The organism is Halopelagius longus, from assembly GCF_900100875.1.
Taxonomy (GTDB): domain Archaea; phylum Halobacteriota; class Halobacteria; order Halobacteriales; family Haloferacaceae; genus Halopelagius; species Halopelagius longus.
In genome coordinates, this window is sequence record NZ_FNKQ01000007.1 from 47617 (window position 1) to 69303 (window position 21687).

The 21687-nt window shown below is 55.3% G+C and carries 23 protein-coding genes and 2 pseudogenes; 9 read left to right on the top strand and 16 right to left on the bottom strand.

The genetic code is table 11. The features are described from left to right. Positions 1-3 precede the first annotated feature (3 nt). Positions 4-1443, bottom strand: a complete 1440-nt coding sequence (gene merA, locus BLS11_RS18600) for a mercury(II) reductase (RefSeq protein ID WP_092539358.1) — start codon at positions 1441-1443, stop codon at positions 4-6. 78 nt (positions 1444-1521) lie between these two features. Here merA and BLS11_RS18605 point away from each other — a divergent pair, with 78 nt between their 5' ends. Next, positions 1522-1881: a winged helix-turn-helix transcriptional regulator gene (locus BLS11_RS18605; RefSeq protein ID WP_092539306.1), complete on the top strand. Its 360-nt coding sequence runs from the start codon at positions 1522-1524 to the stop codon at positions 1879-1881. Between the two features lie 651 nt (positions 1882-2532). After that, positions 2533-3627 (top strand): tyrosine-type recombinase/integrase, encoded by a 1095-nt coding sequence (locus BLS11_RS18610; RefSeq protein ID WP_114936202.1) that lies wholly within the window; start codon positions 2533-2535, stop codon positions 3625-3627. A 116-nt stretch (positions 3628-3743) separates the two neighbouring features. On the opposite strand, the pseudogene BLS11_RS18615 reads toward BLS11_RS18610, so the two are convergent. The 3 genes and pseudogenes from BLS11_RS18615 to BLS11_RS18625 all read right to left on the bottom strand — a co-directional run bounded on the left by BLS11_RS18615 (position 3744) and on the right by BLS11_RS18625 (position 5881). Next, positions 3744-4299, bottom strand: a pseudogene (locus BLS11_RS18615) (DUF7342 family protein). A 350-nt stretch (positions 4300-4649) separates the two neighbouring features. Further along, positions 4650-5066, bottom strand: a complete 417-nt coding sequence (locus BLS11_RS18620; RefSeq protein ID WP_092539308.1) for a DUF8160 family protein — start codon at positions 5064-5066, stop codon at positions 4650-4652. Beyond that, on the bottom strand, positions 5063-5881 hold the full coding sequence (locus BLS11_RS18625) for a ParA family protein (RefSeq protein WP_092539309.1): 819 nt from the start codon (positions 5879-5881) through the stop codon (positions 5063-5065). The genes BLS11_RS18620 and BLS11_RS18625 overlap by 4 nt, the downstream gene beginning before the upstream one ends. A 450-nt stretch (positions 5882-6331) precedes the next feature. Between BLS11_RS18625 and BLS11_RS18630 the strand changes: the two genes are divergently transcribed. Together BLS11_RS18630 and BLS11_RS18635 are read left to right on the top strand one after the other, a co-directional pair. Beyond that, positions 6332-7219 (top strand): DUF8172 family protein, encoded by an 888-nt coding sequence (locus BLS11_RS18630; RefSeq protein ID WP_092539310.1) that lies wholly within the window; start codon positions 6332-6334, stop codon positions 7217-7219. A gap of 919 nt (positions 7220-8138) precedes the next feature. Further along, on the top strand, positions 8139-9395 hold the full coding sequence (locus tag BLS11_RS18635) for a Cdc6/Cdc18 family protein (RefSeq protein WP_092539311.1): 1257 nt from the start codon (positions 8139-8141) through the stop codon (positions 9393-9395). 264 nt (positions 9396-9659) lie between these two features. Here the strand turns inward: BLS11_RS18635 and BLS11_RS18640 are convergent, their stop codons facing one another. The 4 genes from BLS11_RS18640 to BLS11_RS18655 all read right to left on the bottom strand — a co-directional run bounded on the left by BLS11_RS18640 (position 9660) and on the right by BLS11_RS18655 (position 12527). Continuing rightward, positions 9660-9983, bottom strand: coding sequence for a DUF6788 family protein (locus tag BLS11_RS18640; protein ID WP_092539312.1), 324 nt, complete (start codon positions 9981-9983; stop codon positions 9660-9662). Between the two features lie 188 nt (positions 9984-10171). After that, positions 10172-10585 (bottom strand): MarR family transcriptional regulator, encoded by a 414-nt coding sequence (locus tag BLS11_RS18645; RefSeq protein WP_092539313.1) that lies wholly within the window; start codon positions 10583-10585, stop codon positions 10172-10174. A gap of 128 nt (positions 10586-10713) precedes the next feature. After that, a complete protein-coding gene (locus BLS11_RS18650) occupies positions 10714-11640 on the bottom strand; it encodes an ImmA/IrrE family metallo-endopeptidase (protein ID WP_092539314.1) in 927 nt (308 codons plus the stop codon). 365 nt (positions 11641-12005) lie between these two features. After that, on the bottom strand, positions 12006-12527 hold the full coding sequence (locus tag BLS11_RS18655; RefSeq protein WP_092539315.1) for a CARDB domain-containing protein: 522 nt from the start codon (positions 12525-12527) through the stop codon (positions 12006-12008). A gap of 179 nt (positions 12528-12706) precedes the next feature. Here BLS11_RS18655 and BLS11_RS19155 point away from each other — a divergent pair, with 179 nt between their 5' ends. Next, complete coding sequence (locus tag BLS11_RS19155) at positions 12707-12955, top strand: hypothetical protein (protein WP_139172831.1); 249 nt, start codon at positions 12707-12709, stop codon at positions 12953-12955. 75 nt (positions 12956-13030) lie between these two features. Here the strand turns inward: BLS11_RS19155 and BLS11_RS18660 are convergent, their stop codons facing one another. From BLS11_RS18660 to BLS11_RS18670, 3 genes are all read right to left on the bottom strand, one after another. Continuing rightward, on the bottom strand, positions 13031-13429 hold the full coding sequence (locus tag BLS11_RS18660) for an HVO_A0114 family putative DNA-binding protein (RefSeq protein WP_092539316.1): 399 nt from the start codon (positions 13427-13429) through the stop codon (positions 13031-13033). Positions 13430-13464: 35 nt separating this feature from the next. After that, a complete protein-coding gene (locus BLS11_RS18665; protein WP_092539359.1) occupies positions 13465-13752 on the bottom strand; it encodes a toxin-antitoxin system TumE family protein in 288 nt (95 codons plus the stop codon). 157 nt (positions 13753-13909) lie between these two features. Continuing rightward, complete coding sequence (locus BLS11_RS18670) at positions 13910-14143, bottom strand: hypothetical protein (RefSeq protein WP_092539317.1); 234 nt, start codon at positions 14141-14143, stop codon at positions 13910-13912. Between the two features lie 96 nt (positions 14144-14239). On the opposite strand from BLS11_RS18670, the gene BLS11_RS18675 reads away from it, so the two are divergent. Beyond that, positions 14240-14485: a hypothetical protein gene (locus BLS11_RS18675; RefSeq protein WP_092539318.1), complete on the top strand. Its 246-nt coding sequence runs from the start codon at positions 14240-14242 to the stop codon at positions 14483-14485. Between the two features lie 19 nt (positions 14486-14504). Here the strand turns inward: BLS11_RS18675 and BLS11_RS18680 are convergent, their stop codons facing one another. Further along, on the bottom strand, positions 14505-14846 hold the full coding sequence (locus tag BLS11_RS18680) for an ArsR/SmtB family transcription factor (protein WP_114936201.1): 342 nt from the start codon (positions 14844-14846) through the stop codon (positions 14505-14507). 105 nt (positions 14847-14951) lie between these two features. Here BLS11_RS18680 and BLS11_RS18685 point away from each other — a divergent pair, with 105 nt between their 5' ends. After that, positions 14952-15230, top strand: coding sequence for a hypothetical protein (locus tag BLS11_RS18685; RefSeq protein ID WP_139172832.1), 279 nt, complete (start codon positions 14952-14954; stop codon positions 15228-15230). 231 nt (positions 15231-15461) lie between these two features. Here the strand turns inward: BLS11_RS18685 and BLS11_RS19800 are convergent. Together BLS11_RS19800 and BLS11_RS18695 are read right to left on the bottom strand one after the other, a co-directional pair. Then, a pseudogene (locus BLS11_RS19800) lies at positions 15462-15692 on the bottom strand (DUF7389 domain-containing protein); the annotation flags it as partial. Positions 15693-15869: 177 nt separating this feature from the next. Beyond that, positions 15870-16361 carry a DUF7995 family protein gene (locus tag BLS11_RS18695; RefSeq protein ID WP_092539361.1) on the bottom strand — a complete coding sequence of 164 codons (492 nt, stop codon included), beginning with the start codon at positions 16359-16361 and terminating at the stop codon, positions 15870-15872. 681 nt (positions 16362-17042) lie between these two features. On the opposite strand from BLS11_RS18695, the gene BLS11_RS18705 reads away from it, so the two are divergent. Together BLS11_RS18705 and BLS11_RS18710 are read left to right on the top strand one after the other, a co-directional pair. Then, positions 17043-18194, top strand: a complete 1152-nt coding sequence (locus BLS11_RS18705; protein WP_092539321.1) for a hypothetical protein — start codon at positions 17043-17045, stop codon at positions 18192-18194. Positions 18195-18196: 2 nt separating this feature from the next. Beyond that, complete coding sequence (locus BLS11_RS18710; protein WP_092539322.1) at positions 18197-19165, top strand: hypothetical protein; 969 nt, start codon at positions 18197-18199, stop codon at positions 19163-19165. Between the two features lie 279 nt (positions 19166-19444). Here BLS11_RS18710 and BLS11_RS19160 read toward each other — a convergent pair whose 3' ends face one another. Continuing rightward, the gene (locus tag BLS11_RS19160) at positions 19445-19984 is read right to left on the bottom strand and encodes a hypothetical protein (protein ID WP_139172833.1); all 540 of its coding nucleotides are present in this window, start codon (positions 19982-19984) and stop codon (positions 19445-19447) included. Between the two features lie 686 nt (positions 19985-20670). Beyond that, positions 20671-21567, bottom strand: coding sequence for a DNA-binding protein (locus BLS11_RS18720; RefSeq protein WP_092539324.1), 897 nt, complete (start codon positions 21565-21567; stop codon positions 20671-20673). Positions 21568-21687: the final 120 nt, after the last annotated feature.

The window sequence follows — 21687 nt, forward strand, 5'->3', positions numbered from 1 at the left end:
CGCTCACTCGACGCAACAACTCATCGTCGACGTGTCGCGCCGGAACGCCTGACAGGCGTGCTTGAACGCCTCGCTGAACGTCGGGAACGGGTGGATTGTGTCGATGATGTCGTCGACGGTGAGGCCGAACTTCACGGCCAGCGTCGCCTCGGGAATCATGTCGGCGGCACGCGGCCCGACCATATGGACGCCGACGATCTCGTCGGTTTCGTGGTGTTTCACGACCTGTACCAGTCCGCGGGTGTCCTCAACAGCCTTCGCCTTCGGGACGTCTTCCATCTCCACCGTCCGGCAGGTGCAGGTGCCGTGTTCGTCCATGTACTCGAGTTCCGTCGTCCCGACGGCGGCGACCTCCGGGCTCGTGAACACCACCTTCGGGACGGCGTGGTAGTCGATGGTCGCGCCCCCGTCGCCGAAAGCGTTTCTGACGGCGTGGTTGCCCTCCTTGGCGGCGACGGTCTCCAGCATCGGTTCGCCGATGCAATCTCCGGCCGCGTACACGTCTAAATTGTCAGTCTGGAACTCGTCGTCCACGACAACGGCACCCGATCCGTCGGTTTCGACGCCAACCTCGTCCAGTCCGACATCGTCGGTATTCGGGCTGACGCCGGTGGCGACGAAGAGGTCGCCGGCCGTGAACGTCTGCGAGGCACCGGCGACAGCAGCCTCAACGGTGACGTCGTCGCCCGTTTCGCCGCCTTCGGAGACGCGACGGATGTCTACGTCCGTCTCGACGGTGATTCCCTCCGCCTCAAAGCACCGCTGGAGTTCGCGCCCGAGTTGACCCTCCATCTCCGACAGAACGCGGCTCGACCGCTGGAGGATCGTCACGTCCGTCCCCATGTGGTGGAGGATCTGACCCCACTCCATCGCGACGTATCCGGCACCGATCATCACGATGCTCTCGGGGAGGTCGCGGCGTTCCAGGATACTCTCGCTAGTTTCGTAGCCCACCGCGTCGATGCCGTCGATGGGCGCGATGTCCGGGGAACTACCGGTCGCGACGAGCGCCTTCTCTCCGGCAATCGTCGTGCCAGCGTCGGCGCCGTTGACGACCTCGATGGTCGCGTCGTCGACGAGGCGGCCGTATCCCTCGTAGATGTCCGTACCGAAGTGTTCCGCCACGTCGACGTAGTTCTGTTCGCGGAGCGAGGCAACGATCTCGTCCTTCTCGTCGATGGCCGCCGCCCAGTTCGTGACAGGCTGGTCGTCGTCGTATTCGACCGCGTCGAAGGGGTTGTGCGGCGGCTCGTGGGCCGTCTTCCCCACTTCGAGGAGGTGCTTGCTCGGGACACAGCCGACGTTCACGCACGTCCCGCCGAGTGGCAGTCCGGTGTTCACCATCGCAGTCGAGAGGCCTCGCCGGTCGGCCTCCGTGATGGCCGCGAAGGCCGCTGCGCCACCGCCGAGAATCACGAGGCCGTACGATCGGGAGGTCGTCATGTTCATCTATAGTTTGCGACGCGAAGTTATTATACTGCGGAGTCCAAAGCTGTGGAGTAGGTTGGAGGCTTCAAAGTAATGGCAGACGCTAGTTCTTCACCAGAGCCGACGTGCGACGTGGATGGGACGTGTTACTGTCCGTTGACGGGCGTGATCAACACTCTCAGTCGAAAGTACGCGATGCAGTTGGTAAGCATCATCGGCGCTCACGACTCGCTTCGCTTCGCCGAAATCGAAGACCACCTCACGAGTGCCAGCACCTCGACGATATCGAAGCGACTGGACGAGTTCGAGGAGGCGGGATTGGTCTCGCGGACGCAGTACAACGAGATTCCGCCGCGCGTAGAATATGCGCTGACGGAGGACGGTCACGAGGTGAGCACGCGCCTCGAACCACTACTCGAATGGGCGTCGGAGACTGACGATTCGACTGTGTAATTTTCCTCTATGCTTCATTTTTGGGTTGCCTTTCGAGGAGAGAGTTCGTACGATTCTCCCGGGAGGAGGGTGCCGACGAGGTGAAAGTCCACGTGATTCTCTTGCCGAAATGCGACCGATTGAGATAGAGTAATTTCGAAGAATTTCGTGATGACCGGTCATCGATTGTGACTGTGAACAGCGCCCTGACGCTGCTGAAAAAGCAGACAGCGTTGGGTAGGCTCCGTCTGGTTTCGACGGCTGCCCGGTGGTGAGCGGCAGGTCTCTCCTGACGCTCGCAGTCTACTGGGACTAGTTAAGAATAAACCGGCTATCAGGGCGGAAATCACAGCGCTCTGCCTTCCTCAATTCGGCGAAATCCACGCACCAGAGGTGCTCTATACCGTGTATAGTCTCAACTTCCATCCCCTCGCTTATCGATATAGCGGAATGAAGTTTACTAGTGTTGGATGGGACGTTAAGACGCCGAATTCAGCAGCTACAGCGCGGCTATGAGAAATATCGGATTGCAGAATTTCCACTTACGCGTACGTTCATACACGTAAGTAGATTCAAGGGGGTCGCTGCTGTACCCTCATCGGACTCGATGCCATCCACGAAATCCCTGGGTTACAGCCCACGAAACACCCATCCCGCCAGAGGAAGCCGACGGTGAACGTCGACGACGCGACCGAGTTCACCGAGACGGTTGACCGCTACCTCCGCTCCAGCGGTGACTCCAAACAGTACCGCGACACCGCCGAGACGGTCCTCGGGCAGTTCGAGACGTGGCTGCGGCGCCGCGACCTCGACTCCTTCGAGGCCCTCGAACGCGACGGCGAACAAATCATCCGCCGGTACGCTGACCGGCTCAACCAGCGCGTCGACGCCGACGGTATCGCCGCCTCGACCGCACAGATGTACTACAACGTCATTAGCGGGTTCCTCGGGTTCTGCGTTCGTGACGGCGTCCTCTCGCGGAACCCAGCAACGACGGACCGTGCCCGCGAGCCCTTACCCCGGGATGACCAAGACCGCACCCAGCAGTTCTGGACACCGGACGTCCGACAGCAGCTGGTCGAGTACACGAACGACCGAGCGTCCGAGGCTATCGAGGAGGACGGCCTCGACGCGACGCAGGCGGTCCAAGAGCGGGCGTTCATCCACGTTCTCGCGTACACGGGTGTCAGAGGCGCAGAGGTTTTTCGAGTGAGCGGTGACGACCGTGAGGGCCGGCAGGGACTGACGTGGAGTCGTGTAGACCGCGAGTCGTGGACGTTCCGAGTCTGGGGGAAATCGCAGTCCTGGGAAGACGTCTCGGTGCTAGAGCAAGCACGAGACGCTATCGAACGGTGGTATCGCGTACAGAATCCGCCGACCGACGAGTGGCCGGTGTTCCCGACGGATCACGCCCCCTCGAAGTACGCCGCTATCCGAGAAGCGCGAGAGGACGGTGAAGACTTGCTCGCAGACGCTGACGTGGATGCAGTCCTTCGGGAGTACGAGATTGCACCGCCGGCGATCACGACCCACGGTGCCCGGAAGGTACTGGCGCGAATCGCCGAGAACGCCGGCGTCGAGGTAGACGGTGAGGCCCCCAAACTTCACGGTGCTCGTCGCGGACTCGGTGATACGCTGTTCCGGAAGGACCGGGGACTAGCGTCGGACATCCTACGGCACAGTAGCCTCTCGGTCACGAAACAGGCGTATTCACACATCGACGCTTCTGAGCGAGGGGACGCGGCGAGCGAACTGCTTGATGAGTAACCCCGGAAGAGGCTATGGGTGGCTCTGGTAAAACCCTCAATGGATGACAGTAGTAGTGTGCGCGATACAGAGGGTATATCCATCATGGAGACCTCGTTTGTTTCGTCATCTATCCGCTAGCTGCTGGACTTGACAGGCTCTGTCGTCGGAGCGAGGAAGTCCCATTCACGGATGGCGAAGCCAACGATCTGGATACGCCGCTGAAGGTGCTCCCACTCGCGGGCAATCTCACGGCGACGGTCTTCCTCGTCAGCGTCGAGGGACTCGTCAGCGTCGAGGGACTCGTCAGCGAGCGTCCCGCGAAGCTGGTTCGGTGATTCGACATCGAATTCATCCTCCCAGTCGCGAATCTGCGTCTTCATCTCGGCGAGACGGTCTGTAAGCTCCTCGACGGTATGCCCGCTGTCTCGAAGTTGTATCGCTTCTTGGATCGCTTGGCGGCGGTAATCAGGGTAATACGTCGTGTGGGTCCCGCTTTTGTCACGATGGAGGATCCCATCGTCGACGAGGCGTTCGAGGACGCGTTTGGTTGGTTCGTGTGACCAGCCCGCTTCGGAGGCGATCCAGTTTGCTGTCTGCGGCTCCGACAGCTGCCGGGAGACCATCCGCACGCGATCTTCACCCGTGGTCTGGTGTTCCATCAAGTCCCCGGAACGAGTCGTCTTCGGTCATACTACACATATCGAGCTTGGTCCTTTGCTATCGCCCGACCTCAGCTGAGGAGAACTAGCGTATACTCGTAGTCGAGTGAAGCAGCGTCGTGAAGTGGTTGCAGCATTCGTGCTTACTCAACGGCGTCGGGGAACGTGGACGTGATCGTGATTACAGGCAGAATCCGGGCCACTTCCAAAACCAGGGATAACGTTAGATTTCCAGGTATAGAATCCTCATATGGCCAGTACCGTACAGTAGAATATCTGCATATTGTATTCCGCTATACAAATTCTCAGCCGGGGCTCTACCTAGGAATTACCCCCCGGCACCAAAATCGAGCCCAACTGTAATTCCGGCGCTCACCGCTGCTATTCGTCGCCGAGTTCGGAAAGCCGTGTCCGGATTTCATCAGCATCCGCCTCGGAGAGTGCCTCAAGCCCAAACTGCACAAGGAGCGGGTAGAAATGGCGGTTCTTCTTGAACTCGTCCCGGCCTGCTTTTCGGAGTTTCAACTGGGACTCGAGGTACGTATCCTCCATCTCATCAAGGATGTCGTCCGGGATGTAGATCGTCCGCCCGTTCCATTCGTCCTTGATATTCGTCTTCGTTTTGTTCGTTCCGTTCGCTCCGTTCGTCTCACTCATTGCATTCGATTCGAGCGTTTCAGTCGATGAACTCGGTTTCTCCGGTTCGTCCACCTCACTCACTTCGCTGGAATCGCCCTCATCAGCCTCATCTTCGTAGTTACCCTCGATGCCGGAGGCATCTCCCCAGCCGTCGGTCATGCTTCTACCTCCTGAGGAGCGGGCTTCTCAAACGTCTCGTCGAACAGGTCGGCAATCTCGTTGAACAACTCGCGAGCATCCTCCACGCGCTTGTTCTCCTTACCAAAGCCGAAGACGGACACGCCTTCACCGATGGACTGGGAGAGGTCGGTCCGCTTTGGAATCTCGAAGACAGGGAGCGAATACGCTGAGTTGATCTCCTCGATAGTCTTGCGGTGCTCCGCGTTCTGCTCAACACGATTGCAGACAATTGCGAGACGGTTGATGTCACCGTACGCCTGTTCGAGTGAGCCTAGCTGCTTCGCGAAAATCTGGAGGCTGTTTGCGTTGAGTTTCTCGGGAATGACGGGGATGACGACATTGCCGGTCGCGACGAGGGCGTTATCGGTGAGGACGTTCAGGGAAGGCGGTGTATCGACGATGATGTAGTCATAGTCCCTGTCGAGTTCGTCAAGTGTCATCCCCAGCCGTTCCCTACTCTTTGGCGCTTCCAGGAGCGTCTGGATGTTCTTGTTGTTCGCGAGCTTCTCACTCGCGGGGAGGATGTCGAACTCCTCGTGCTCGACGATGATGTCGTTCACCGACTCCATCTGATCGAAATCGAGGACGTCGAATAGCGTTGTGCGGTCAGTGTCGTAGTACAGATCGTTGTAACCGAGCGAGCAGGTGAGTCCTCCGTGATAGTCGATGTCGACCAGAAGGACGTCGTGGTCCCGGGCGGCCAATGCCCCGCCAGTATGAATGACGTCGGTCGTCTTCCCTGCGCCTCCCTTCTGATTCGCTACGGTGATTCGTGCGGTGTCTGTGTCGGTCATATCCTTCGTTCCTCTTAATTAATTCGTTTCGTTCGTTTTGCTCGTTCTGTTCGTTTCGTTCAGTGAGGTTGTTTCACTCGGTGAGAGGATTACTACGATGTTAAAACCAACTGTTCGTTCTGCTCGTTGAAGAGAATTCGTTCGTTATCATCACTCCCTTCGTTACGTTCGTTTCCCTCGTTTCAATCAGCGATTCTATGGATCCGACCGTACGCAAACAAGTTCGTTAGTGGAATTCCGTTCATCACCCTCGTTCGGTTCACTCTATTCGTTCCATTCGTTTTGTTCGTTCCCATCGTTTCCAAGAAGGTGCCGACCTTTCAGTAATTCCACATCGAAGCCTCCCTCAATCTCCCAGACACCTGTGATACCAAGACAAAGCAGTGCCAGGGCCCAGATAGCACGAACGCCGAGTTGATTTAAGCACGTATCACCAACCCTTCTGCACAGATGGCTCGTCTCGTTTACTATCACCATCCCCAAGCCGAGAACTTCTCGCTAAAGTATAGCTCGGCTTCTCAATCTGAGATTCTTTCTCGTCGTAAGGATTCGGACGGTGCAACGAAGCTCATCGGCTATCCGTTTGATACCCCCGTCTATGCCCTCTATGAGAGCGACACGGAGATCAAAGACGCAAACGAGATTGATTTCGACCAGAAATGGCTCAGCGATCGACTCGCCGAGCTCCCCCGTGAGGGGCAGGTCGTCGCATTTCGATTAGTGGAATTGCTCGAAGCGGCTGTAGACGTGAGAGAAGAAGAAGAGTTCCGCCTCTACAAGGAGTTTGAACCACAGAAGATTCGGCAGGCACTCAACCACGTCTCATGGGGCGCACCACTCCCACAGGTCGCCGGTGAGGTGATGTCAAATCTCATTCTCCGGCATTCGCTGCCGAATGCGAATCATCGAACGGGAATTGCGATGCTGCAGTTCTGTATCGAGAGTGTTGAGCCAGATTTTGAAATGCCTCGCACTCACCTCGATGATGAAACCTGGCAGGAGTGGGTTGATCCCTATATCGTCGACTCGAAGCGCCTCATCACTATTCGTCGGAACAACATTCGGTTCAAGCAACTGCAAGAGCTTGGCGTCGACCTTGTAGAGCGAAAAGACGGGATTCAGATTCAGTTAGACGAGTTCGAGCTGGATATGCACTGGCGTGACGCACTGTCGACGTACGCCACTCGCCACGAAGACCACTGTACGGAGTTTGCTCGGGCAGTCCTTGAGCGCGCAGAGCGAGACGATCTTTTCGAGAAAGCGGGGCCGACAAAGCAGGAGTTCATCGACTATCTAGAGTCTGGGCTCGTCGAACGGGATTTCAGAGAACTGTTTTGATCAGTCGCGAAGCTCTGCGACCGACTGGCCGACCTCTCGGACGTGGTCACTTCGCTCGAGGTCGAGTTCCTCAGCGAGGTAATCAACTGTCTCTTCGAGGCTCATACCTGAAGGAAGCGCTCCGAGCGGTATAAACCTAGTGCTGTACTAGCCACTCCGGCTCGACAGCGGATCGAAGAATCAGAGAAGCTCGAAGAGACGGCTCTGCTTTGGGTCGTATTCGAATTCGTAATCGCCTGCTAGTTCCCGCCCATCGACGTTGCGGTACTCGGGACTGCCCGAGCAAATTGATACAGAGGAATTTCTCGCTCCAGAACTAGTCGTCTGCCCGACTGCCGGCACTTTCACCTGAGTATGTGAACAACGTACTCTCCACGCGGGGAGAGGAAGCTGCCCTCGGGGGCAGAGGGAATGGCCCGACGCCCCACGGAGGAATCTCGCCGTTCACGGTGGGGAGGATGTCAAAGAGCCCTTAACTGGTATCCGATAGGTGGATTTCGACTGGAATACCGGGAAGGCAACTATGGTAGCAGAGAGAAGACGACCGGTGTTGCCAGTATTGCCAATAATCTCGTTGTTTAAGTACCTCTCTCACTCCACTATTGCCAGTAACGAGGAGAGGATGAACGGGAGGACAGAAACTACCACGCATCTAGTCTAGTTACTGTTATTTAGACCTACTACAGCTAGCTGAATTTTCTCTAGTGCGGATTTGGTTGAATGCATATTGTATTAAGAGTATCGCTATCTAGAGAGGGGGTCAACGACCCCCTCCAGTTGTTACGAAGGTTTACTGGCAATAGTGGAGTGTGTGTGTTTTATAAGTAGACGCAATACTGGCAGAACTGGTTCGAGTGGTGGGTTAGTGGTGATACTGGAACCCGTGGTTTTATGATGGCTCTTCGTCTTGGGTCCGCCTATGGGCCGATTCAATCGAGAATCGTTCATCATCCAGGACAAAGACGTCCTCCGTGATGATTACCAACCAGAGACACTCGAGGAGCGGGACGAAGAACTCGACGAATATGCGGCCGCTCTCCGTCCCGTCATTCAGGGCTGGCAACCGAACAACGTCTTTCTCTATGGCGTTACCGGCGTCGGGAAGACCGCTGCTACACACGATCTTCTCGAGGAACTGCAGGAATCCGCCGAAGAGTACGATGACGTTGATCTCAACGTTATCGAACTCAACTGTACTGGCTGCACTACTTCTTATCAGGTAGCGGTCAATCTCGTGAACGAGATTCGTTCACCGTCGCACCCTCTCACTACTGTCTCATCCTCACGGGAACCGATGAGCGAGACTGGTTACCAACAGAAACGCATCTTCAACGAACTCTACAACGACCTCGAGTCGGTTGGGGGGACGATTCTCGTTGTCCTCGACGAAATCGATAATATCGGCTCGGATGACGATATCCTATACGAACTCCCGCGGGCACGGTCTCAGCTGGATCTCAACGTGAAAATCGGTGTTATCGGTATCTCGAACGATTTCAAGTTCCGAGAAAATCTGTCTCCGAAGGTGAAAGATACACTTTGCGAAGAGGAGATTCTCTTTCCTCCTTATGATGCAAACGAACTGCGAAACATTCTTCGACAACGTGCTGATATCGCACTTCACAGCGATGTTCTTGAGTCAGATGTAATCCCGCTATGTGCGGCGTTCTCGGCACAGGATTCAGGGTCTGCTCGCCAGGCACTCCGTCTATTACGGAAAGCTGCTGACATCGCTGAGAACGAGGCAATGGCCGGTGGCGAGGCGAAGATCACGGAGGAACACGTCCGGGAAGCTGAGCATCAAATTCAGCGCCAGCAGGTTGTCGAAGGAATGCATTCGTTGACTCGCCAGGGTCAATACGTACTACTGACGGTGTGTCAGCTAGCCGCTGAAGGCGAAACTCCTGAACGCACGAAGTTAATCTATCAACGGTATCAGAAGATACTACGGAATCATGGGACTGACCCGCTAAAACGGCGTCGAGTTCATGACCACCTATCGGATCTGAGCCTACACGGTATCTTACGGCTCGTCGATTCGACTGGTGGACGTGGTAACTACAACGAGTACGAGCTAGATGTTTCGCTCTCATCTGCGTTGGATGCGCTCGAGAGTGAATTTGGAGATCTTACTGAGATCCGTGAAACCGCAAAGAGGCATCAAGTTCTGGATTGAGATGGGTACCATCGAAACCAGTAGTGCCAATACCCTCTCCACCTTTGCCAGTAAAACGCCAACCGACGGTGCCAGTTTCTCCAGTACCCTCTCCGGTATTGCCAGTAACCTCTCTTCTAGTTAACCCGATTGGGTAACACCAGAGCTGTCGTTGCCAGTTTCTTTCACCCGAGCTTCGTCTCCCGGTTTTACTGGCAATAGTGGAGTGTCTGACAACACCTCTGAGAAATCGCATCTGCGGGAATGCGGTAATCTCCGAATGGACTACTCATTGGGGGTGACCGGTCCTTTATATTTTGATTTGATTTTGTCCCCCTCTCTCCACTGCCAGTAGTAATAGCGATTGTCGTTGATTTCTTTGATCGTGATCGTCGCCTTTGCGGGGACGTCGTCCGGAAGATCATCAGGCCGTTCCTTACTGTCGCTCTCGTCTGACTCCTCCTCAAGACGATCCTCACGCTCCTTGTGCTCGGCCAACGCCTCGGCGTAGCGGGCAACGTCCCTGAGACGTTCCGGTGGACACTCGTTGAGACTGTTTACTATCTCTGTTGGAAGGTCCGATGATGGGGTCGGTGGTTCGGAAGACATTGGGAATTCTCGTGTTAACCAACACGGAACGACGATTCATACTTTTGTTGGTTAAGACGATGCTAATTTGGTCATTTTGAGCCGTATATTGGGATCTCGTCCGTAGTACTCTCAGATCGACTTCACAACTTATCAACGGGAAAATCTGCCAGCCACAGAGTATGATTCTCGTCCGCTACCAGTGGAGGCTACTGCTCTTCAGGACGAGGCGCATCCTCGTACTTGACCATCTTCTCGGGTTTGTCGGAGATGGTTTCGTAGATTTGTTGAAGCGTCTCCTCAGCGGCGAGCAGATTGTGTTCCTCGAGGAATGTCCGTCCCTTCTCGGTGAGACCGTAGAACTTCCAGGGATAGCCCTGTCGGCGCCGGTCGTCGTCGAGTGCGACCTCCCTGACGATGCCGGCGTCGATCAGCTTTTGGATGTGCTTGTAGACGGTGGCATCGCTGACGCTAGGGTTGAGCTCCTCGAGTTCATACATCGAGGGCAGTTGCTTCGGGTGCTGAAGGATGTTACTGATGAGCGCGAACCGGGTCTGCTGGGTGACGAAGTGGACGAGCTCGCGCGTTTCCGTCTCCTCAGTAATCCCTCGGTCAGTATTCATACGATACAGTTCACGTCCTGGCAGTGAGTAGTTTACTCTATAGTAAACTACGCTGGAGTACACTCAGATGCACACTTAACCAACGTGTGGCGGATTCTCTATCGAACGTTGGTTAAACTGGTGAGAGATCAGTCTTCGAGAACCGCAATAATTTCCTCTGCAGTTCGGCTGATCCGGCTGAGACGATCGCGGACGACTTCTGAATCGTCTGATTCCCAAGCAGCAAGATAGAACGCCGATCCACTCGTGTTGAGCCCATAGTACCGCCCGACAATGTACGCTACAGCTTCCGCCTCGACTTCGCGTTTCGAGCGCTCTATATCGTCATCAACGTCGAAGTGGAGCAAGGCGTGCGCGTACTCGTGAATCACTGTCCGGGCGAGGTCCGCATCGTTCTCGCGGTCTCGAACCTCGACGAGAGGCTTGGCGTCGGCGAGACTCAGCCGTTCACAGATACCCTTCGCCTCTCCGGGTGACCATTCCCGTTCAGGAACAATCTGAACTGTCACTCCGAGGTCGTCAGCAGCGTCAGTCAACTGGCCGACGAGGTCGTCGGCGTCACCGGTCGCCACTGTGCCGAGTTCCGGAAGCGGCTCACCTTCGGTCTGGGAGATGTCGAATACCGGCGCGGGTCTGAACCCGACAAGGCCCTTGGACCACTCCTCGGGCGGCGTCTTGTCGTAATCACAGTCACTGTCCTCATGATAACTTGGCGAATTCTCGCATTCTGGGCACTGCTTCGTGATGATCGGGGCCCAAATCCAGATGGCCTGCTCGCCTTCCTTGACGTGCCGGTCGAACTCCTCTTGCCAGGTTCGATAGCCAGCGACCTTCGTCGCTTCGGGACACTGGCGCTTGATCAGGAGTGTATTTCGATACGAGTAATCGTGGAAGCGACTCTGGACGTCGAGCCACTCCTGGAACTCCGCGCTGGCCTGCGCGTCATCGACGTCGGCGACGAGTTCATCAATCCATGCTTCGATGGTGCTGTTCATCTCGTCCGATCGAGTGTCGGTCTGATCGAAGGAGACCGACGAATCACTGGTCGTAGCCATTGTGTTCACCGAATCAACTTCACGGCGGCTGCATCAGTTCAGGACGCGCCGCACCCCTCGGGGCGTACAAAAAAACCCGAGCTGTCGGTTATCGGAGTTCGTGGGGTTCGTCAGCGAAGCCGACTGTAACGAGGTACTCGAGGAACTCATCGAACTGCTCAACATCGCTGGGCGTGTCGGTCGCAAGGTGACACGCCCATTCGATGGCCCACCGGAAGGCGGGATCCGTTCCGCCTTCGCTTAACCTACAACTAAACAATTCAACCGGATGTGTTGGTTAAGGTTCGTTTCTCTTACTCGTACAAGTCGTCTCGCGCATCTAGCGCCGGATCGAAGCGACGGCAAGCAAAATCTAGGTTCGCAACTCAGTCATCCCCAATGTTGGAGATGTAGTTCGAAAACCTGTCGGTATAACACCCTTCCAAGAATTTGTCAAACCGATCTGCACTACTGTCCTCACAGACGTCGTATTCGACTTTGACAACCGTCTCCACCGCGTGGTGGGTATTCCCTTTGCCATCCTCTACAACAAACGTGAGGTTATTCGTCCCAGCCGCCCTGAGGCTTTCGCCGGTACTAATGTTGAATTCAATAGGTACAGATTCGCCACTACTGAGGTGGCCGATGTCTCCTTCTCCGTCGACCTCGAGGTCTTCGCCACCGTCAAAGACGAGGATGTTGACGTCTTCTATTGCACGCTTCCCCGTGTTCTCAACAGTAACCGAGACGTTCCCCGAGTCGTCCGTGTTCAGTGTGGCAGGGCCATCTATCGAGATTTCTAATACATCTCCATTAAGAACGTCTTCTGGGGCGTTACCGGGGAGAGCAGCAGCAGAAGAGGACACGACCAAAAGCACCACAAGTGCTATCGCGAGAAGCTTTTTCATTATCTACTATGTGACAATCATCTAGTGTAATAAGTTTGTCTCCTGTATAGTATACAGGCTTCTTGCGCTGACCCTGTAGACTCCGTGAGAGTAGGGCGAGTCCTTACTAACGACGTGATTTTCGCATGAGTCCGCAACCGCGATATGAGCACAGTCGCTTCGTCTCACCGACTACGACCATGAGTGACAACTCCACCACCGACAATAAATCGAACTCGAACGAACCGCAGGCGCTCAAGGCACCCGCCTCGACGACGCGGTCGCTGAGTACACGCCATCCCTACACGATCGACGTGCTGGCGATCATCCTGGTGCTCGCCGGCGTCACCCTCGCGCTCGCGTATGCTGGGCGTTCGGGCCCGCGACCATCCGCGAGGCCGCCGACGCGTTCCGAGGAAATGGGGGCGACAAGTGAACTTCCCCGCTGATGCGGCGTGGCGGGCGTTCCTCGTATCAGGGATGTGGTGAGAGGAGTCCGTTTTTCTGACTCGTCGAGCTTGGTCTTATGCACTCACTTCGGTTCCCTCACCATCAACGCCGAGATCGTACTTGACGTGGATATCGTTGTACCAGACGACCGGTCGCTTCGACCTGCCGTCTTCTTCGAATTTGACGAGGCCGAGTTCAGCAAGATCGGTGAGCGAGTTCGAGACGTTCTTGATGTCACGGTCGACGAGTCGGGCTAACTCGCGTTGGCTACTCGGCTCTTCGCGAGCGATCGTCCGGATGAGTTCGAGATTCTTCTCGCTCAGGATGCGTGCGAGTGCGGCCTCATCGGGGAGTGAGACACCGTACTGGTCCTCAGTTATTTTGCCTTTATCGGCGCGTTCTGCGGCGTCGAGGACGTGTTCTGCGAAGTCTTGGTCCGATTCGACTCGGACTACGAGGGTATTGCTTGGCATGGTAGGACTTTCTTTTTGGGATGGCACTCAGTCGTTTAGAGGTCAATTCCGGCTTCGTCTAGGAACCGTTGAAGCAACGGTTTCACGCCCGGGGAGTCGATTTCTTCGACGCTCCCTCCATCGTGGCGTTCGTGAACGCCGTGCTGGTTGTCGTATCGGAGGATGGGATTCTCGGCTCTTTTCTTCCCGTATTGGAACCTGTATTTTACTCCCTCCGGGGATTTCTCCGATTTCAGGACAGAGAGGATGCGGATGTTGACAATTTCGTCCCCTTTCTCACGGGTTTCGTCGATGACTACTTCGACGTCGTCTTCGGGTGCCATCTGCATATGTTGGTGATATTGCCAATACTATGGGGACGTTGGTTTAGTAACCAACAATAGAGATGTGACGTTCTTCGAGCCCCAGAGCGGAGATGCCGTCGAACTCGGGGACGGGGACTACGTCCTCGAGTTGGGGGTCATCGTGTTCTGACGCCAGTTAGACGAGGTTGTACTTGAGGACGAGGAACACGAAGCCTACGAGAAGCGCCAGCAGCCCGATTTTTGCGAGTACGGATTCGAATCTCGTCGTGAGGTGGGGAACGCCTACTGCGGGCTGTCCCCGTACGCCGTCGACCGCACCAAGGGCTACGTAGATCGCCCCAAGAAGGGCAACCGCTCCAAACGCGGCTTCGACAGGCCCAATACCAAATATCATGACTTTCGCCTCCATTAATGTTAGGTGAGTGCCAGAACTGCATAAGTGCCTCGCCGGAACTGCGGACATAGTGGTCAAACACTTAAATTGAAAAGTCTCTAACTATAACATATGTCCGTAGGCCCTGACAATCCCATAGTGAATTTGCTATTTGGAAATGTAGTGTACGTACTCGGCCTTCTCATACTCACCTCTATCTTCCAAGTCACACCAGAGGCCGCCGTCCAAGGCGCATTTCAGGGAACGGCCCCTTCGCTCCTCAATGCGTATCTTCTGGTTGGTGCGATGTTGGGGGCCGTAGATATTCTCGTGGTCCTCACCCCTTTTCTCTCGCTGGCAGGCAGCAGTGGATGGTGAAGTACCTCCTGAGGAGAAACTACTCTTCGAGGTGTCCGTCGCGCTCAAGCAGAGCCTGCAGCGTGACACCGTCGAGTTTGTAGAGAAGCTCTGCGATATCGTTCTCCTCGTTGAGTCGGTACCGCTGTCGCGCCTCCGACTGTCGCGTCTCCTCGACGATCCTGACGTCGACGAAGTCGTCGATGTGGTCGTACACCGTCGACCGAGCGATCCCCGCCTGTCGGGCGATTTCACTCACGTTCAGCTCGTACCCTCGTTCATCGACGAAGACGCTCAGAATTCGCACTCGAGCTGGCTTCCCAAGTAACCACACCAACGGCGTGTCATCCGCGAACGCCTCGGACTCCTTCTGTTGTTCCATCTCAATTATAACATCGTCCTAGGGGCACATAAGTGCACTGTGCAAACTGCAATAGTGTATACTACAAGCAACACATATGGTGTCATACTACTACAATACAGAGAGATGGGAAGTCAAGCGAACAGAAATCGGATCGTGCGCAAAATGCTCCGGAAGCGAATCGTTGGCGGCCACAACAAGCAAATCGACACCATCGTCAATATGGTCCTCCCGTCTCACGAACAAGGCCGTGGGCGGCAGTTGCTTGAGGAGCTGGTAACCGACCCCGACGCACCGATTGAAGCCTACGGCGGCCAACGAAACGCCGTCCGTCTTACCAGTATCTCAGACGCCGTGGACTACCTGAAAGAAAACGGCGGCGACGTGCCCTTCGGGTTCGACTAAACCCGAGGGCCACTACCGTTTGAAGAAGTGCAGGCATATCCGCCGGTGGGAGTTCGGGACTGTCGAGCGCGACATCCCACAGTATTTTGATAGCAACATGCGGTTCGCGGAGGACACGTAGATACATTACAACGATTGCCTCAGATCTCGGTTATTCGCTGTGCGAGTTAGCGGAGGACAACTTCTGATTGCAATTCAAAACAGTACCGGGAGCTGATCAGTCCTGGCACTCTACTCGCTTTCAGCCTCCGGTTGAATCTGTCGAACGTCTTCAGCGAGTCTGTGGAGATACTCTCGAAGCACCTCCATATCGTCTTGGGCTTCCTCGAGGGTTCTCGCTTTCACCTTTCCCTTGATTTTGTCTTCATCACGTGTGCCCTGGCCGCGTTTGATCTGAACGGTGATGGAGACGCCGGTATCACTGCGTTCGATATATTGCGTTTCAGGAGGCTGTTCATCGGTTGCGTCGTTCGTGGACTAATTGGATTCTGGCATTGCTAAGAATGGATGAGTCGTTTAGCGCGCTGTGCGCCACTGTCGATGGAAGCAAGGAGGATCGCTTACGCGCTATCTCAATAGGAGAGTACGTGAGAACGCGTGTTCAGCTCCCCCACATGAATTAGTGATCTACAGCAGATCTCAGAAGTGAACGTCAGCGGGTACGATCCAGAGGTTCTCGCTCTCCTCAAGAACTCGGTCTAACTGTTCCCGGTGACGGATCCCATTTGCGTACTCGTTGTACAGGAAGATCGTCGGTCCGTTGTATGCTCCCACTTGGTAGAATGCGTGCCGAGCGAGGTCCTCGTCACGCATAATCTCCTCGGCGGTGAGGTTGTCGAGCGCCTCTTTCACCCGTTCGAGATTACGTTCGAACTCCTCCTTTGTCGCTTCCCACCCACGGTCAAGCAGTTCTTGGCCAGTGTTCGAGTCAACGGGCGCAGCGATCGGGAGATCACCCCAACGCGCCTTGCCTGCGACGGAGGTGCCCTCTTCATCGAACGTGACATAGTAATCAAAGACGGCGCAGGAGTGCAGGTCTGCACCCACTAACTGGTCGAACACCGTCCTTCCGGTGGCTAACGCGTCGTCCTGCGTCGATGCCTCTACCAGCGCGTAGATGACCATGTGCATCTCGAACACCTTGAAGCGCCGACGCACCGGGGCCGTTGCTTGCTCGCTCCCGCTGCGCCGGCACCCATCGCCGGCGCTCGAAAAACCTCTCTGCACAGCGGTCGGTTCACAGAAATCGTCCGCTCATTCGACAGTGATGGCAGACTACCAGCCTCGTAGTCGGTTTCGATGTCTTCTACGAGAAGGTGTTGCGCTCAACAACGCCGAAGGTCGTGACTCGACACACGCTCGGTGTCTCCTGTCTCTTCGGCTGCACGTTCCGCGGCCTTCTCGACCCACGTCTGCACGGTGTGCTTCTTCCGGGGGAGCAAGGGTTCGTCGTGGGTCATCCAGACGTTCCAGCTTCCGCCTTTTTCCGTTCTGTTCCCACTTTGCATGTTAGTATAGTTTTTCGTGCAGGCTAAGACTTGTCACTGGCTAGATTTTCGACCCAACCAGTCGAGTTCGACTGTTTCAGGAAATCACCTCTCGGCCCGCTGCACGTTTGTACACAAACACGCAATCACACCCGTTCGGATAGTCTCGGTCCGGTCAATCTGAGACCGCATAACCGTGTGAACTATCCACAAACCTATCAGAGAAGGATGAACAATCTTATTACCTGTCTAGATTCCACGTTCACACGAAACTAGAGTAGCGAACGGCCCACAAATACACCCGTCATAACGGAGTACAATCCACATGGACCTCGATCCCGCCTCCCTTGAAGGAAAGACCACACGGGAGGTACTACACGAACTCATCGAATACGTCGTCAAATCCGAAGAGGAGATGGACGAAAAGACGACGCGAAGCGGGGACCAAACCGACCTCAACATATACATCTGCGATAACGAAGGCTACGAAATTGGTGATCTCAACCAATGGGTGACTCATCTCGCTGAAAGCGACAAGGTTAGTGGACACGCCGGAAACTATGTCGCCAACCACACCTTCAACGAAGAAGTCGCAGACGATGACATATCCCTCGTCTCCATCACCACCCCGGCAAAGGGTCGGGAAGACGAGTTCGTCTTTGTCACGAACGACGGGTACCTCTGGGTGCTCACAACAATCCACTCTGACTGGCGGGAGAAGACCATTGAGAATTTCCTCAAATACCTCCCGTGTGTTGAGCGTCTCTACCTCTCAGCCGATAATTTAGAGGACCTCACGGAACGTATTCGCGACTCCCGCATTAGCGGATTCACCGCGAAATACCATGCACCGAATAGAGAACGAGACGCAACCCTCACGTTCAGCGGTGCGGAACCTGGAGACCTCAGGAAAGCCGAAGAAACCTTTGACGCCAAACCGACGCGCATTGAATTCGATCAGAAGAATAGCCCCGACACAGCTATCCAAGGGGCGAACACGAACAAAGGTCGGTTGACGATGCGGTCCGTGCGTGACGGGTCTGAGCCTAAGGCCGTCGAAACACTTCTCGGCCTTACTGAAGGGTACCAGGAACTCGACCGGCAGAGCTTCAGTGTCGAGCTCCCACCCACGCACGACAACCTCGAGAACGGCTTCGCCGTAGACGGATTCACTGCCGTCGAACTCACGGACCCAGATCGTGACGATGCTGAAGATCTCATAGCGGAGCTTAAGCAGAATGTACTCAACGGGAACCAGTACCGCTACGGTATCCGTGATAGTGGACGGAAAGTCCGCGTATTCGACACTGAATACAGCGAAACATTCGATGTTGCAGTAGAAGGGCCGAACATCATCCTCTATGCACGCGACACTACAACCGCGCTTAGTCTCCGAAGCTTCGTCCGTAAAGTGTATGATAAGCTTGATTCAACGTACTCGCTGAGCAAGTCGCAAAATCCGGTGGCTATCAAATAGACATGGTAGGGCTGACGGACGGGGAACGGCAACGACGCGAAGTAAACACCTACAACCTGTTTTACTCCGCCACCACTGCCCGAGCCGATCCGCCCCTGGCCACACATGGCGTTCGTATCCCCGTTATGTTCCCGGTCATCGAGGACCGTCGCAACGATGTCCGCGCAGAACCCGATCTCGTATTATACGACAGTGAGACGTGCGTACTCGCGGAAATCAAGAGCGGGAACAATATCGATGCTCGCGATATCAAACAGATGCGTGAATGCGCTGCGGTGAACATCGAAGCAGCTGAAGACGCGCTCAAAGACGCGCAAGTCCGAGAAAAAACAGGGTACGACGGTACAGTGACTGCGGTTGAACCGGTTATTGTGTACCAGGACCTCGACGAGGAGTACATCGAAGAGACGCGCGAAGAATCTGATGCATTCCGCGAAGCATTGAACGAACTCTTGAACAACGCTGTAGTGATGACACAGGACTATGGCGGTGAACTTCGTGTACTTGCCGGGGAGTTCAACGACGACGGTGGTCTCCAATCTCTTCTCCAACGTGGCGTTGACCTCCCGGTAAACCCACCGGACGAAATCATGCTCACCGAGGGAATGGAACACGAGATCCTTGCGATGGCGATCTGTGATATTTGGGGTGAGCAAGCCGTAGACCATGATGGCGGTGTGGAGGTAACACGTACAGAGGTTCGTGACTACTTCGCACCGCGACACAACGTCGGTCTAGCCGATTTGGACCTTGTTTTCGACTTCTTGAACGAATTCGGTGCCTGTGACCATGTGAAGAATCAACACTACGAATTCACACGCGACCACATGGGCAAGATTCTCACCGTAGAATCGCAGGTGATGAGTGAATCTGTTGAGGATTACTTACACGGTTCAGATCAGTCATCGCTTGACGATCATTTCGGTAGTGATGACTCCGACGATGATGATTCCGACGACGATAACGACTGACGAACGCAAGCGGCTAACGAAGTCAATCAGTCTGTCGCAGAAACAGGGGTACACGACAAATTCGAAGTAGATACAAGAGAAGAGTCGGTCGAAGTCACCGTGGCAGGATCAATTCAGGTAGATTGCCCACACTGTGGCGAGATGAATACTATTGCCAAAAAGAAACAGCGTCACTTGTTTTAATTGCCGGGAACTATTCGACCCAACCAACGCAGAACGGAGCTTCTAACACAAAAACAAGCTTCTACGATACCCTGAGATGCATACAGAGTGTACAGTTCAAAGATCTAGGTCATCCTTGACCTCATCTAGAGTTTTCCCGTTAAGATAGCAAACGACATCGTGGGACTCCATCACCTCTACTGCCTCTTCCAACTCCTCCTCGTCCCGATTGTATAAATCCGCATTCTGAGCAGTAGTCGGGTCCTGGCAAGAGAAACATGCGGTGAATACAGCCAGATAGCCTCTATGCCTCCCCGTTCTAATCACAGCACTAAATGGGTCCTCGTCACCACCACAATCTTCGCACACCATCATCTGGTCTAACAAATCATAACCGTACTGTGTTGTAGCATATCCCTTTGGAGTTTCTTTGAGCAGATCCGTCTCAACTGCCTTTCTCAGGATGCTCTTTCTGTGACTAGCAGGGTTTCCTCGGAGCGATTGCGTCCTCAAACCACCTCTTGAATCGTCATCATGCTTTGCTGGCCCACGAAAATACCCATCTCTGAGAAGAGCTTCGACCGTCCCAAAGTCGAACGTTGCGCTCTCGCGATTTTGGACATCCTGTGGTAGATCGTCCAGTGAATCAATCGTCATTAGTCCGATAAGGATAGTGTAGTATCTTCGTTCTATCGGAAGAACGGAGACACGACGATACGTCGATGCTACACAGTAGAGCGAAAACTAGCCGATCGGCTAGGACTCGCGTAGCTCGTCAGCAATCGCGTCTACTGCGCTTGCTGGAGTGTCGGACCATACCGTGTTGTCGTCGCATGTCGCACGCTATCGACCATCTTCTGAGCGGCGCAATAGCTTGATATCGATTTCTGTATCGAATCCTTTGGCCAGCATGAACTCTTAGTAGGCTTTCTGGTTGGTTATTGGCGTGTTTGCCATAATCTGGATTCTCGACGCCACTACCTTCTAATTTCCTGTGATCGGGTGGTGTGATTAATCACTCTCATAGTTCACTTTCACAGGTGAGTTTCACAACTCACATTCATTCGCGACAAGCGCGCGTCACCACCGCGGACCCTTCCTGTCAGCGTTGGAACTTCCGGATAAAATTGCCTGTAAAAAGAGGGTTCGTACCGTTTTAGGTATAGTCCCGGGCGGATTTGAACCGCCGTCAATGGCTCCAAAGGCTACTCGTTCTCGAATAGGCCTATTAGTAGAAGACCGGTCGTGGCTGCGCGCGCAGCTAAGTGAGCACGGAGCGGAGGGTGGGGCGGTGGGGCTTGGGCCGGTCCGGCACGTAGAAAAAAGAAGGGTGCGACGACCGGCTATTCCCACCACCGACCGCGTTCGGGGAACATAATGGTGCTCCACCCAGTGACGGCTACTGAGACGCGCCCATTGTACCAGTTCCGTGCCGCCCCATGAATGCGCACCTGCTCGCCTTCCTCAATCCACGGAGCATCTGACGCCTCCCAGATCGTCATGCGAGTCTGCCCACTGTCGTCCGCTATGAGTCCAACCTGAGCGATGCTCGGATGCGAGGGATCCCACAATGTCTTGACCTGACCTTCGATGCTCACCTCCTTCCGATCAACCGCTTCGAGCTTCCCGATGGGCACCACTCGACCGGGTGCCGTCTGCAACTCCTCGAACACGCTGACGACCGCACTACTCACGTCCTTCCCACGGGCCACGGCTTCACCCAGCCGCCGGCCAATCGCCGCTCGCGACCAACCATCCAGCTTCTCGACCAACCGATCTGCTTGGGTGTTCACCGCCGCCAACTGCTCCTGCGTCAGTTCTGCACGGGGATCCTCCCGTTCCGGGTCAGCCATCGGATTCACGCTCGCAGCCCGCTTCTGGAACTCCGCACGCCGCTGTGCGCTCTGCTTCGCCGCGATGTCTCGCGTCCGCTTCGCACGACCCTCCTGCATTCCCAGTTCGGCTTGAGCACTGATGCGCTCCAGTTCGGCTTCCCGCGCCTTGATGCGCTCTTCCTGTCCGAGGGTCACACCGTGAATTTGGTCCCCGTCAGTGTCGACAATCCCGTCTGGGTGGTTCGCATCCACCTTCGCCTGCGTCTCCTGTTCGACCGTCGGCCGGAACTCCGGCGTCTCGTCGACGACCGGGTAGCGTTCCGCAGCCGCCGCTTCGTCGTCCGTCTGCTCGAATGCCTGTTCATCGACCGAAACCTCATTACCGAAGACGTTCTTACTCGACATTGGAGTTCAACTCCTGAAGGCGCTCACGCGCCGCCACCGCGATGCCCCAAACATCGCGGTTTTCCGACAACGACGACCGACAGATCCATCTCCGCGCTCTCGCTCGCGCCTTCGCGAGCG